Below are 12,511 nucleotides of genomic sequence, written 5' to 3'. Positions count from 1 at the left end.
GAGAGCGTCATGACAGCCACCCAAGGCAAGGTGATCGTCGGCATGTCCGGCGGCGTCGATTCCTCCGTCTCCGCCCTGCTGCTGCTCGAGCAGGGCTTCGATGTCGAGGGCCTGTTCATGAAGAACTGGGACGAGGACGACGGCACCGAATACTGCACTGCCAAGGAGGACCTGGCGGATGCCGAGGCCGTGTGCGCCAAGCTGGGCATCAAGCTGCACACCGCCAACTTTGCCGCCGAGTACTGGGACAACGTCTTCGAGCATTTCCTGGCCGAATACCAGGCCGGCCGCACGCCGAACCCGGACATCCTCTGCAACCGCGAAATCAAGTTCAAGGTGTTCCTGGAGTATGCCGAGATGCTCGGCGCCGAGCGCATCGCCACCGGCCACTACGTCCGAGAGGGACTCCGCGACGGACGCCCGCGGCTGCTCAAGGGACTCGACGCCAACAAGGACCAGAGCTACTTCCTTCACGCCGTGCCCGAGGCCGCCATCGCCCGCACCCTGTTCCCGGTCGGCGAGCTGGAGAAGCCCGAGGTGCGCGCCCTGGCCGAGCGCCATGACCTGGTGACCGCGCGCAAGAAGGACTCCACCGGCATCTGCTTCATCGGCGAGCGCCGCTTCCGTGACTTCCTGCAGCAATACCTGCCCGCCCAGCCCGGCACCATCGAAACGCCCGACGGCGACGTCATCGGCGAGCACATGGGGCTGATGTACTACACCCTCGGCCAGCGCCAGGGGCTCGGCATCGGCGGGCTCGCCGACTATTCGGACGCCCCCTGGTTCGTGGCCGCCAAGGATCTCGAGCGCAACGTGCTGGTCGCCGTGCAGGGCAAGCATCATCCGCTGCTCTATACCGACAGCCTGATCACCGAGCCGATGGACTGGGTCGCCGGCGAACCGCCGGCCGCCGAGGGGCGCCTCACCGCCAAGACCCGCTATCGCCAGACCGACGTGCCCTGCCGCTTCGAGACGGCCGAGGACGGCGGCGTGAGGGTACGCTTCGACGATCCGCAACGCGCCGTGACGCCGGGCCAGTCGCTGGTGCTCTACGACGGCGAAATCTGTCTGGGCGGTGGCGTCATCAAGGCCACCTGGAATGCCGAGGAGAGCGCGCGATGAACGACACCACGCCCATCCACCGTGCGCCGGAGTCGCCCATCGCCCGCCAGGCCCTGGCGCTGGCCGGCGTCTTCCAGGCCGCCAGCCTGGTCGACGACCTGGCCAAGACCGGCCATGTCGACCAGCGCGCCTGGGACACCCTGATCCACGCCACCCTGGACACCGCCCCGGCCAGCTTCGAGGCGATCTACGGCGGCCACCCCAACAACCTGCGCCGCGGCATCGAAGCCCTCGAGGGCATGCTGGGGCGCCGCCAGGCCAACCCGGTGGTGATGCGCTACGGCTTCTCGATGCTGATGCTGATGAGCAAGCTGAGAAGCGACGACGGCATGATGGACACCCTGGGTACTCGCCTGGCCCGCGTCCAGGGCCAGGCCGAGCACTTCGGCGAAACCCACGAGAACGTCATCGCTAGCCTCGGCGAGGCCTACCAAGACACCATTTCCACCTTCAAGAGCCGCATCGTCGTCCAGGGCGATCCCTCGCTGCTGCAGAGCCGCATGATGCCCGAGCGCGTGCGCGCCTGCCTGCTGACCGGCATTCGCTTCGCGCTGCTGTGGCACCAGCAGGGCGGCCGCCGCTGGAAGCTGATGTTCCAGCGCGGCGCCCTCAAGAAGGCCCTAGACGAGCTGAACTGATTTTCCCCACTGATTTCTCCACCACGCCTACCCGGAACGCGACCATGCAGCCCAAGTCACTCCCCCTGACCGCCCTCACCGCTCTCTCTCCCGTCGACGGCCGCTACGGCAGCAAGGCCGAGGCCCTGCGCGAGCACTTCAGCGAGTTCGGCCTGATCCGCGCCCGGGTCGTGGTCGAGGCCCGTTGGCTGCAGCGCCTGGCCGAGCAGCCGCAGATCACCGAGGTACCGCCGCTCTCCGCCGAGGCCACCGCGGCGCTGGACGCCCTGGTCCGCGACTTCTCCGTCGAAGACGCCGAGCGCATCAAGGAGATCGAGCGCACCACCAACCACGACGTCAAGGCGGTCGAGTACTTCATCAAGGAGCGCATCGCCGAAACGCCCGAGCTGCATGCCATCACCGAGTTCGTGCACTTCGCCTGCACCAGCGAGGACATCAACAACCTGTCCCACGCGCTGATGCTGCGCGGCGGCCTGGACGCTCTGCTGCCGGTGATGCACCAAGTGGCCGACGAGGTAGCCCGCCTGGCCGAAGAGCACGCTGCCCAGCCGATGCTGTCGCGCACCCACGGCCAGACCGCCAGCCCCACTACCCTGGGCAAGGAGATGGCCAACGTCGCCTACCGGCTGCGTCGCCAGCTCAAGCAGATCGAGGGCATGGAGCTGCTCGGCAAGATCAACGGCGCCGTAGGCAACTACAACGCCCACCTGGCGACCTATCCGGAAGTCGACTGGGAGGCCAACGCCCGCACCTTCGTCGAGGGCCTGGGCCTGACCTTCAACCCGTACACCACCCAGATCGAGCCGCACGACTACATCGCCGAGCTGTTCGACGCCATCTGCCGTTTCAACACCGTGCTGATCGACTTCGACCGCGACGTCTGGGGCTACATCTCGCTGGGCTACTTCAAGCAGAAGACGGTCGCCGGCGAGATCGGCTCCTCGACCATGCCGCACAAGGTCAACCCGATCGACTTCGAGAACTCCGAGGGCAACCTGGGCCTGGCCAACGCCGTGCTGGGCCACCTGGCCGAGAAGCTGCCGATCTCTCGCTGGCAGCGCGACCTGACCGACTCCACCGTGCTGCGCAACCTGGGTGTCGGCATGGCCTACGCGCTGGTGGCCTACCAGGCCTCGCTGAAGGGCATCGGCAAGCTCGAGGCCAACCCGGCTCGCCTGGCCGAGGATCTGGACAACAGCTGGGAAGTGCTGGCCGAGCCGATCCAGACCGTGATGCGCCGCTACGGCATCGAGAAGCCGTACGAGAAGCTCAAGGAACTGACCCGCGGCAAGCGCATCGATCAGGCCGGCTTCGCCGCCTTCATCGACACGCTGGAATTGCCCGAGACCGTCAAGGCCGAACTCAAGCAGCTGACCCCGGCCAACTACATCGGCAACGCCGAGGCCCAGGCGCGCAAGCTGTAAGTGCCGAGTGCCGAGTGCCGAGTCAGGAGACAACCCCCGCTAGCGCGGGGGTTTATCTTATGGCTTACAGCTTATAGCTTACGGCTCTCTCCCCATGGTTCTTGAAACCACAACGCCCAGGTAGCCCCATGTCATCCGATTCCCCGCTGCAACTGCTCGGCGGCCGCACCGCCGCCGACTTCCTGCACGACCACTGGCAGCGCCGCCCGCTGCTGATCCGCGGCGCCATCCCCGACTTCCAGAGCCCCCTCGAGCCCGACGAGCTCGCCGGGCTGGCCTGCGAGGACAACATCGAGGCCCGCCTGGTCGAGGAGAACGGCCCCGACGGCCCCTGGCAGGTCAGCCACGGCCCCTTCGACGAGGCCACCTTCGCGCGCCTGCCCGAACGCGACTGGACCCTGCTCGTCCAGGCCGTGGACCACTACGTGCCCGAGGTCGCCGAACTGCTCGAGGCCTTCGACTTCCTGCCCAGCTGGCGCCTCGACGACATCATGGTCAGCTACGCGCCGCCCGGCGGCAGCGTCGGCCCCCACGTCGACCAGTACGACGTCTTCCTGCTCCAGGCCAGCGGCCAGCGCCGCTGGCAGCTCGGCGGCAAGGCCTCCGACGACGCCCCGATCGTCCCGGGCATCGACCTGCGCATCCTCGAGACCTTCGAGGTCGAGGCCGACGCCGACTGGGTGCTGGAACCGGGCGACATGCTCTACCTGCCGCCGGGCTGGGCCCACCACGGCGTCAGCCAATCCAGCGACTGCATGACTTTCTCGGTGGGCTTCCGCGCCCCCTCCGCCGACGAGGCCGTGACCTCCTACGCCGACTACATCGGCGAGCAGCTGCCGCCCTCGCTGCGCTACGCCGACGCCGGCATGGCGCCGCCCGCCGATCCAGCCGAGCTCGACGACGCCTCGCTTGCGCGCATGCGCGCACTGATCCTCGAGACCCTCGACGATCCAGCCCAGCTGGCCCAGTGGTTCGGCCGCGTGATGACCCAACCCAAATACGTCGACCAGCTGGTGGCCAGCGAGACGCCTACCGACCCCGACGAGCTTGTCGCCGCACTACAGGGCGGCGAGACGCTGGAGCGCAGCCCCGGCTCGCGCTTCGCCTGGCGGGCGCGGGACGACGAGCACGCCACGCTGTTCGTCGACGGCGATGGCCTCGCGTGCTCGATCGCCCTGGCCCGCGCCCTGGCGGGCAGCGAGCCAGTGGACGCCGAGCTACTGACCTTCGACGACGCCCCGCGCGTACTGACCCACCTGCTCGACGCCGGCAGCCTTTGCTGGTGGCAAGATGAAGAGGAGTGACCCCATGAGCCGCGACATCGAGATTCGCGAAGGCGACTGGGCCAGCCTTGGAGAGGCGGCCGGCGAGATCCGCCGCGTGGTCTTCATCGAGGAACAGGCCGTACCCCGAGACGAGGAATGGGACGGCCGCGACCCGGAGTGCGTGCACTTCCTCGCCCGCGTCGATGGCCGCACCGTGGGCACCGCCCGGCTGCTGCCCGACGGTCATATCGGTCGCGTCGCCGTGCTGGCGGAAGCCCGCGGCCTGGGTATCGGGCTGGCGTTGATGCAGGCCGCGATCGTTGCCGCCCGTCACCGCGGCTTTTCGAGCGTGGAACTCGCCGCCCAGACTCACGCCCTGGCCTTCTACGAACGCCTGGGCTTCGCGGCCCATGGCGAGACCTTCCAGGACGCCGGAATTCCGCACCGCAACATGGTTCTTGACCTCAACGCCTGACCCTCCTTCCGCCCCCCTGCCAGGAAATTCGACTACAGGAAAAGCGCTTTCCGGCCTACTCCTGTAGTCGGGCTACAACCCTCTCTGCCCCCAAGGATCAATTGTTGAGCCGCGCCATGACGGCCCATAGTGAATGCCAAGGCGAACAGGGAAGGCCTGAAAACGAACACTTGTTCATGTAGTCAACCCAGGCTTTCCGACCCGCTGAGGTTCGACCAAGGCCCTAGAGACAGGCTCGGGGAAGCGGACGAACCTGAACGAGACTTCGCAGTTGCAGCATCACACTTCGTCGAGGTGTGCCACGGCGGCAACGCCGCCCTGGCCCCCGGCTCGACTCCCCTGCAGAAGAGGACGGCTCCATGGCAACATACAACGACCAACTCAAGACCCTGGCCCAGCTCCGCGAGGCCCAGCGCGGCAAATGGGACAACATCGACCCGGCACATACCGCTCGGATGCGTCTCCAGAACCGCTTCCAGACCGGCCTGGACATCGCCCGTTACACCGCCCGAATCATGCGCGAGGACATGGCGGCCTACGACGCCGACACCTCGCAGTACACCCAGTCGCTGGGCTGCTGGCACGGCTTCATCGGTCAGCAGAAGATGATCTCCATCAAGAAGCACTTTGGCCATACCAAGGGCCGCTACCTCTACCTCTCGGGCTGGATGGTCGCCGCGCTGCGCTCCGAGTTCGGTCCGCTGCCCGACCAGTCGATGCACGAGAAGACCAGCGTACCGGCACTGATCGAGGAGCTTTACACCTTCCTGCGCCAGGCCGACAGCTGGGAGCTCAACCACCTGTTCCGCGACCTCGAGGCGGCCAAGCAAGCCGGTGACCAGGCCCGGGCCGACGAGCTGATCGCCAGGATCGACGCCCACGAGACCCACGTGGTGCCGATCATCGCCGATATCGACGCCGGCTTCGGCAACGCCGAGGCCACCTACCTGCTGGCCAGGAAGATGATCGAAGCCGGCGCCTGCTGCATCCAGCTCGAGAACCAGGTCTCCGACGAGAAGCAGTGCGGGCACCAGGATGGTAAGGTCACCGTGCCCCACGAGGACTTCATCGCCAAGATCAACGCCGTGCGCTATGCCTTCCTGGAGCTCGGCGTGGAAGATGGCGTCATCGTCGCCCGCACCGACTCCCTGGGAGCCGGGCTGACCCAGAAGATTGCCGTGACCAAGGAGCCTGGCGACCTGGGCGACCAGTACAACAGCTACCTGGACGGCGACGAGATCGCCTCGGCGGACGATATCGCCAACGGCGACGTGGTGATCAAGCAGAACGGCAAGCTGGTCAAGGTCAAGCGCCTGGCCTCCGGCCTCTACCAGTTCAAGCCGGGCACCGGCGAGGACCGGGTGGTGCTGGACTGCATCACCAGCCTGCAGAACGGTGCCGACCTGCTGTGGATCGAGACCGAGAAGCCCCACGTCGGCCAGATCAAGGGCATGGTGGATCGCATCCGCGAGGTCTGCCCGGACGCCAAGCTGGTCTACAACAACTCGCCGTCCTTCAACTGGACCCTGAACTTCCGCCAGCAGGTATTCGACGCCTGGGAGGCCGAGGGCCGTGATGTCTCCGCCTATGATCGCGCCCGGCTGATGAGCGCCGAGTACGACGACACCGAGCTGGGTCGACTGGCCGACGAATGGACCCAGAACTTCCAGCGCGACGGGGCGCGTGAGGCAGGCATCTTCCATCACCTGATCACCCTGCCCACCTACCACACCGCGGCCCTGTCCACCGACAGCCTGGCCAAGGGTTACTTCGGCGACGAGGGCATGCTGGCCTACGTGGCGGGCGTCCAGCGCCGCGAGATCCGCGAGGGCATCGCCACCGTCAAGCACCAGGACATGGCCGGCTCCAATATCGGCGACGACCACAAGGAGTTCTTCCACGGCGAGGCGGCCCTGAAAGCCGGTGGCAAGGACAACACCATGAACCAGTTCGGCTGAGCGACACTGTCGAGATCCCTGGGGAGGCCGTGCCTCCCCTTTTTTGTGCCGTCTTCGAGCTCCCACCAGGCGAATCCACGCCACTGCATCCTTTCAGCCGACTTACCCTCTCAGCCACCCTCCCTTTTCAACTACCCACACCGCCAGGGTGAGCGACACGCCGACTCTCGCTGCCGCCATGGGCCTACCGGGTCCCCTGCCATCCCCCTGCCGGCGTGCTATCGGCACCAGGATCAGTCGCCAGAATTCTGGCTGCGGCTCCATGAATGCAACGTACGCCCGAGCGACGTCCCACCCGGCGTCGGCCGCTTTGCGCCGCCCACGTGAAATCCCATGACAGCAATCCGTGTATTTCGGACGCGATGTAGTCGGGCTACAACCCGGCGTGCACCCAATGAGGCATGGTGATGCTTGCTGTCCTGCACCATAGTCAACTTACAGAGCAGGCAAGAGTGTCGTTACCCCGATTCGCGATCCTGCACTGGGCTACACACCAAGGCGCTTTTATAGAGGATCCTGGCGCCAGAGGCGATGGTCTGACCAAGCTTGTGACCACTTCGCAATTGCAGCATCGGGCACTTACCCGGCCCGGCATGAGTAGCAAGCACACAACAATGCCATCGCGGATGGCGGGCTCTGGCGAGCCGACATCCAAAACGGCGAATGGCCTTAATCAAGAGGTGTTACACATGAACTGCATCGAACTGAGCCAACAAGCCGACCTCATTGCCAGCACGTTCACCAAGCAGGATCTGGCCAAGCTCGTGCTGGCCCTGAAGGGAAATCGGGAGTCTCTGCAGCACGCCGTCAAGGTGATCGATACCATCGACGATCGTGTGGGCTACTCGCTCGACGACGCCTGGAACGAAGTGCTGGCCGGCGAGGCCCAGCCGCTGGACGAGGAAGAATAAACGCCCGTTCACTCATTCACCGACCAATCTCCTGCCCACCCCGCCGTCAGGCGCGGGTGGGCTTTTTGATGGGAATAGCGCGAAAACGGATGCGGCATCTCGACACCGCAGAGTGAGTGCACTACTACGCCGATTGCTGGTCATAGTCATATCCGCGGGATAGACTCGGAGGCGAATCCTTCCTCCGCTTTACCTTTTCCGACAGCACGTTATCGACCAACGTCGCCGTCACCAACACCCCTGGCAAGGAGGTCACACATGAAGCGTCTTCTCCCCGTACTGGTGCTGAGCACCCTGACCCTGGCCGGCTGCGCCAATACCTCGCCCTACTCGGGCAACGTATATTCCGGCAATCAGGCCAAGGCCGCCCAGAACGTCACCGTCGGCACCATCACTGCCATGCGCCGCGTGCAGATTCAGGCCGACAGCCGTGCCGGCGGCCTGCTGGGCAGCGGCGGTGGGGCGGTCATCGGCGGCCTGCTCGGCAACCAGGTCGGCGGCGGCTCAGGGCGCCAGTTGGCCACCGTGGCCGGTGCCATCGGCGGTGCCGTGGCCGGTAGCAAGATCGAGGAATCCACCAACCGCGTCGATGCCTGGGAACTCGAGATCCGCAAGGACACCGGCCAGACCGTGGTGGTAGTGCAGAAAGCCGACCAGGCTTTCCAGGTGGGTCAGCGGGTCCGCCTGATCGGCAGCGGCAGCCGCGTCAGCGTTGCTCCCTACTGAGCCGTGAACCGGCAGGCGCTGGAAACGCAAGAGGCCCGCGGCGATAACCGCGGGCCTCTTGCGTGAAGGGAGGCAGCCGCTATCAGTGGAAACGGGCCTTGTTCATCGCCCAGCACACCAGCTTGCCGCCGATCAGCGCAATCAGGCCGATGATGATCAGCGTCAGCAGCAGGTCGACGGGGCGCACGATGGCGGTGGCGATCAGCACGGCGATGGCCGGGCACCACACCCAGCGATCATCCTCGCTGCGCAGGACCGCCGGCAACATCTTGTCGAGCGCCCCACTGACGGAGGCCTCCCAGCGATTGAGGCAAAGATAGAGGATCACGGCGAAGGCGATCAGCCAGATGACGGTCACTGTCATGGTGGTCTCCAGCAGGGGACGGATGGAAGAGGAGAAAGGTGTCGCAGCAAGGGTATCCCTGCCTTCGGGGGCACGCAACCGTCATCGAGGGCGTGAATCGCACTCAGGATTGCCCTGGACAAGCTGAAAAATCTCTTCACGCCACTGACAGCTCCCGGGATGCCACGTTACCATGCGCTTTTACATGCACTCACCTATAGGTTCATCAATGCAGATCGCGCAGAATTCCGTTGTCGCCTTCCACTACACCCTGACCAACGATGCAGGTGAAGTGCTGGACAGCTCGGAAGGCCGTGAGCCGCTGACATATCTCCACGGCGCCGGCAACATCATTCCGGGCCTCGAGAAGGAAATGGAAGGTCGCACGACAGGCGACAAGCTCCAGGCCAAGGTCGCTCCGGAAGAGGGCTACGGCGAGGTGCAGCCGCAGCTGGTGCAGGAAGTGCCGCGCGATGCCTTCCAGGGCGTCGAGAACGTGGAAGCCGGCATGCAGTTCCAGGCCCAGACCCAGGGCGGCCCGCTGATGGTCACCGTGACCAAGGTCGAAGGCGACACCGTGACCGTCGACGGCAACCATCCGCTGGCCGGCCAGACCCTGAACTTCGACGTCGAAATCGCCGAAGTTCGCGAGGCCAGCGAAGAAGAGGTCGAGCACGGCCACGTCCATGGCGAAGGTGGCCACGAGCACTGAGTCTCGCACCGCCTCCCGTGACATCAAGGGCAGCCCAGGGCTGCCCTTTTTCATGTCTGGCGGCCGCTCAGTATGAGGCCGTGGGCAGTGACCTGAGAGTCAGGTAACCTCCCGCCAGACGGGTCGCGGTGGTCATCAGGCAGGCCGCCGCGAACACGCCGGCGAGCCAGGGGAAATGGCCCGGCCACAGGCAGAAGGCCACCAGCGCCAGCACAGTCTCGGTGCCCTCGGTCAGGCCGCTCAGGTAGTAGAAGGCCTTGCGCGGGAAACGCGGCCGGTCGAGGGCGTGCCGGGCGGCCATGATCGCAAAGGCCAAGAACGAGGTCCCGGTGCCGATGAAGGCGAACAGCAGCAGGCTCGCAGCCAGGGCATTGGCGGCCGGATCCGCCAGGGCAAACCCCAGCACCACGGCAGCATAGAAGACGAAGTCCAGACCAATGTCGAGGAAGCCGCCGGCATCGCTGGCTCGATCGGTCAATCGCGCTAGAGCTCCATCCAGGCCGTCGCCCAGACGGTTGAGCAGGATCGCCACCAAGGCCGCGCCATAGGCCTCCACAGCCAGCAGCGGCAGCGCCAACAGTCCAAGCGCGAAGGCCATGATCGTCACCTGATCGGGTTGCACGCCGACCTGCTCCAGGCAGCGTGCCAAGCCCCTCAGCGGCCGCTGGGTCAGCGGCATGGTCCAGCGATCAAGCATCAGGCCTCCTCTTCCCTGTCCGTTATTTCCTTATCCGTTATTGTCTTGTCCAGCATGCGGCGATCGCTCACCGATCCGTCCTCACCGCGGCGCCAGGCGAAGTAGCGAGTCAGCCAGCCCAGCACTCGCGCCGGCTTGTGAGCGTTCTTCCACACGCCGGCGGTGGCCTTCACCGCCTCGCTGCGGGTCGGATAGGGATGCACGGTACCGAGTAGCTTGTTCAGGCCGATGCCGTGGGTCATGGCCAAAGTGAACTCGGCGAGCATCTCGCCCGCCCCGGCTCCCACCAGGGTCGCACCCAGCAAGCGATCCTTGCCGGGCACGGTCAGCACCTTGACGAAACCATCCCGCTGGCCGTCGGCGATGGCCCGGTCCAGCTCGGAAAGTGCGTATCGGGTGACCTCGAAGGCGATACCCCGCGCCCGCGCCTCGCGCTCGTTGAGGCCGACCCTTGCCACTTCCGGATCGGTGAAGGTCACCGCGGGCAGGGCCCGATAGCCGACCCGGAAGCGCCTGACCTCGCCGAACAAGGCATTGACCGTGGCGTGCCAGGCCTGATGGGCACCGGCGTGGGTCAGTTGGAATGGCCCCGCCACGTCGCCGCAGGCCCAGACATTGGGCAAGACCGAACGCAGCGTCTCGTCTACCTCCAGGGTCCCGTCAGGGCGGGTCTCGACACCCAGCGCTTCCAGCCCCATGCCCTCGACGTTGGCGCGCCGGCCGACCGCCACCAGCAGCCGATCGAAGGGCAGTACCTCGGTGCCTTCCTCAGCCTCGATCTCCAGGCCGTGTCTGCCCTCCTCCAGCGCCACCGCTCGCAGCGCCTTCGCGTTCAGGCGCACCGTGACGCACTCCTCCACCAGTCGCGCCTCGACCTCGGCGGCCGCATCGTCGTCCTCGCGGGGCAGCAGCTGGGCGCCCATCTCCACCAGGGTCACGCGGCTACCCAGCCGCGCGAAGCTCTGCCCCAGCTCACAGCCGATGGGGCCGCCGCCCAGCACCAGCAGCCGGTCGGGCAATGCCTCGAGCTGCCACAGGTTGTCGGAAGTCAGCACCTCGACCGATTCGAGCCCCGGCAGCGGCGGCACCCAGGGCGAGGCGCCGCTGGCGATGATCACGTGCCGGGTCGTCAGCAACCGCTCGCCGTCATCCTCGCGCACGCACACGCGCCAGGGGTCCTCCAGGCGCGCTTCGCCTTCGATGACCTCGACGCCCAGCCCCTCGTAGCGCTCCCGACTGTCGTGGGGCTCGATCTCGCGGATCGCCCGATGCACGTGTGCCATGACGGCGGTGAAATCGACCCTCGGCGTGCCGGCCTCGACGCCGTAGCGCGGCGCACGGCGTATCTCGGCGACACTGCGCGCCGCACGGATCAGTGCCTTGGAGGGCACGCAGCCGGTATTCAGGCAGTCGCCGCCCAGCCGGTCGCGCTCCACCAACGCCACCCGCGCATTGACCGCGGCGGCGATATAGCTCGCCACCAGCCCCGCCGAACCGCCGCCGATCACCACGACATCGTGATCGAAGCGGTCCGGCCGCGCGAAGCGCCGGGCCAGCCGGCGGCGCTTGGCGACAGCCACCAGCGCTCGAGCCAGCCAGGGAAAGAGCCCGACCAGTACGAAGGAGCCGATCAGCCCCGGCGACAGGATGCCGGCCAGCGAATCGAGATCGCCGAGTTCGCGGCCGGCATTCACGTACACCGCCGTACCGGGCAGCATCCCCAGTTGGCTGACCCAGTAGAAGGTGCGCAGCGGCATGCGGGTCAGGCCCATCACCAGGTTGATCACAAAGAAGGGAAACAGCGGGATCAGCCGCAGGGTAAAGAGATAGAAGGCCCCCTCGCGCCGAATCCCGGCGTTGATGCGCTCGAGATGGCCGGCAAAGCGCCGCTCCAAAGACGCTTGCAACAGGGTACGGGCGATCAGCGCAGCCAGGGTGGCTCCAAGGCTGCTGGCGAACGAGATCAGTACCAGCCCCCAGCCGAAGCCAAACAGGGCGCCGCCGAGCAGCGTCAACAAGGCCGCACCTGGCAGCGACAGCGCCGCCATGGCCACATAGATCAGGAAGAAGCCGCCGGCCACCGTCAGTGGGTCATCGGCTAGCCAGGCCTGGAAGCGTGCCTGCTCGGCCTTGAGGTTATCGAGGGTCAGCACCTGATCGGCGCCGGAGAGAAAGAAGCCGGCGAAGACGAGGGCTATGAGGCACAGTAGCAGCAGGCGTCGCTTGGTCAAATCGGTCTC

At 66.2% G+C, this 12,511-nt stretch carries 12 protein-coding genes; 9 read left to right on the top strand and 3 right to left on the bottom strand.

Annotated features, from left to right (window positions below):
• Positions 1–9 precede the first annotated feature (9 nt).
• The 8 genes from mnmA to ACGTN6_RS00645 all read left to right on the top strand — a co-directional run bounded on the left by mnmA (position 10) and on the right by ACGTN6_RS00645 (position 8,519).
• The gene (mnmA, locus tag ACGTN6_RS00680) at positions 10–1,122 is read left to right on the top strand and encodes a tRNA 2-thiouridine(34) synthase MnmA (RefSeq protein ID WP_394589316.1); all 1,113 of its coding nucleotides are present in this window, start codon (positions 10–12) and stop codon (positions 1,120–1,122) included.
• Positions 1,119–1,760 (top strand): high frequency lysogenization protein HflD, encoded by a 642-nt coding sequence (gene hflD / locus ACGTN6_RS00675; RefSeq protein WP_394589315.1) that lies wholly within the window; start codon positions 1,119–1,121, stop codon positions 1,758–1,760. The genes mnmA and hflD overlap by 4 nt, the downstream gene beginning before the upstream one ends.
• 44 nt (positions 1,761–1,804) lie before the next feature.
• A complete protein-coding gene (gene purB, locus ACGTN6_RS00670; protein WP_394589314.1) occupies positions 1,805–3,184 on the top strand; it encodes an adenylosuccinate lyase in 1,380 nt (459 codons plus the stop codon).
• Positions 3,185–3,312: 128 nt separating this feature from the next.
• Positions 3,313–4,488 carry a JmjC domain-containing protein gene (locus ACGTN6_RS00665; RefSeq protein ID WP_394589313.1) on the top strand — a complete coding sequence of 392 codons (1,176 nt, stop codon included), beginning with the start codon at positions 3,313–3,315 and terminating at the stop codon, positions 4,486–4,488.
• Between the two features lie 4 nt (positions 4,489–4,492).
• Complete coding sequence (locus tag ACGTN6_RS00660; RefSeq protein WP_394589312.1) at positions 4,493–4,924, top strand: GNAT family N-acetyltransferase; 432 nt, start codon at positions 4,493–4,495, stop codon at positions 4,922–4,924.
• Positions 4,925–5,283: 359 nt separating this feature from the next.
• Complete coding sequence (locus ACGTN6_RS00655; RefSeq protein WP_394589311.1) at positions 5,284–6,882, top strand: isocitrate lyase; 1,599 nt, start codon at positions 5,284–5,286, stop codon at positions 6,880–6,882.
• 689 nt (positions 6,883–7,571) lie between these two features.
• On the top strand, positions 7,572–7,793 hold the full coding sequence (locus tag ACGTN6_RS00650) for a hypothetical protein (protein WP_394589310.1): 222 nt from the start codon (positions 7,572–7,574) through the stop codon (positions 7,791–7,793).
• A gap of 258 nt (positions 7,794–8,051) precedes the next feature.
• A complete protein-coding gene (locus tag ACGTN6_RS00645; RefSeq protein WP_394589309.1) occupies positions 8,052–8,519 on the top strand; it encodes an outer membrane lipoprotein in 468 nt (155 codons plus the stop codon).
• 82 nt (positions 8,520–8,601) lie between these two features.
• Here ACGTN6_RS00645 and ACGTN6_RS00640 read toward each other — a convergent pair whose 3' ends face one another.
• On the bottom strand, positions 8,602–8,883 hold the full coding sequence (locus tag ACGTN6_RS00640; protein WP_394589308.1) for a hypothetical protein: 282 nt from the start codon (positions 8,881–8,883) through the stop codon (positions 8,602–8,604).
• 208 nt (positions 8,884–9,091) lie between these two features.
• Between ACGTN6_RS00640 and ACGTN6_RS00635 the strand changes: the two genes are divergently transcribed.
• The gene (locus ACGTN6_RS00635; RefSeq protein ID WP_394589307.1) at positions 9,092–9,574 is read left to right on the top strand and encodes an FKBP-type peptidyl-prolyl cis-trans isomerase; all 483 of its coding nucleotides are present in this window, start codon (positions 9,092–9,094) and stop codon (positions 9,572–9,574) included.
• A gap of 67 nt (positions 9,575–9,641) precedes the next feature.
• Here ACGTN6_RS00635 and ACGTN6_RS00630 read toward each other — a convergent pair whose 3' ends face one another.
• Positions 9,642–10,271 carry a CDP-alcohol phosphatidyltransferase family protein gene (locus ACGTN6_RS00630; protein WP_394589306.1) on the bottom strand — a complete coding sequence of 210 codons (630 nt, stop codon included), beginning with the start codon at positions 10,269–10,271 and terminating at the stop codon, positions 9,642–9,644.
• Positions 10,271–12,502: an FAD-dependent oxidoreductase gene (locus tag ACGTN6_RS00625; protein ID WP_394589305.1), complete on the bottom strand. Its 2,232-nt coding sequence runs from the start codon at positions 12,500–12,502 to the stop codon at positions 10,271–10,273. The genes ACGTN6_RS00630 and ACGTN6_RS00625 overlap by 1 nt, the downstream gene beginning before the upstream one ends.
• Positions 12,503–12,511 lie beyond the last annotated feature (9 nt).

It is taken from the genome of Halomonas sp. B23F22_20 (genome assembly GCF_043496985.1).
Classification (GTDB): Bacteria; Pseudomonadota; Gammaproteobacteria; order Pseudomonadales; family Halomonadaceae; genus Halomonas.
This window is presented reverse-complemented; position numbering and strand designations above follow the sequence as displayed.

Bases quoted from the DNA above. Each gene is read 5' to 3' on its own strand.
- mnmA (WP_394589316.1), top strand. From the start codon at position 10: ATGACAGCCACCCAAGGCAAGGTGATCGTCGGCATGTCCGGCGGCGTC.
- hflD (WP_394589315.1), top strand. From the start codon at position 1,119: ATGAACGACACCACGCCCATCCACCGTGCGCCGGAGTCGCCCATCGCC.
- purB (WP_394589314.1), top strand. From the start codon at position 1,805: ATGCAGCCCAAGTCACTCCCCCTGACCGCCCTCACCGCTCTCTCTCCC.
- ACGTN6_RS00665 (WP_394589313.1), top strand. From the start codon at position 3,313: ATGTCATCCGATTCCCCGCTGCAACTGCTCGGCGGCCGCACCGCCGCC.
- ACGTN6_RS00660 (WP_394589312.1), top strand. From the start codon at position 4,493: ATGAGCCGCGACATCGAGATTCGCGAAGGCGACTGGGCCAGCCTTGGA.
- ACGTN6_RS00655 (WP_394589311.1), top strand. From the start codon at position 5,284: ATGGCAACATACAACGACCAACTCAAGACCCTGGCCCAGCTCCGCGAG.
- ACGTN6_RS00650 (WP_394589310.1), top strand. From the start codon at position 7,572: ATGAACTGCATCGAACTGAGCCAACAAGCCGACCTCATTGCCAGCACG.
- ACGTN6_RS00645 (WP_394589309.1), top strand. From the start codon at position 8,052: ATGAAGCGTCTTCTCCCCGTACTGGTGCTGAGCACCCTGACCCTGGCC.
- ACGTN6_RS00640 (WP_394589308.1), bottom strand. From the start codon at position 8,883: ATGACAGTGACCGTCATCTGGCTGATCGCCTTCGCCGTGATCCTCTAT.
- ACGTN6_RS00635 (WP_394589307.1), top strand. From the start codon at position 9,092: ATGCAGATCGCGCAGAATTCCGTTGTCGCCTTCCACTACACCCTGACC.
- ACGTN6_RS00630 (WP_394589306.1), bottom strand. From the start codon at position 10,271: ATGCTTGATCGCTGGACCATGCCGCTGACCCAGCGGCCGCTGAGGGGC.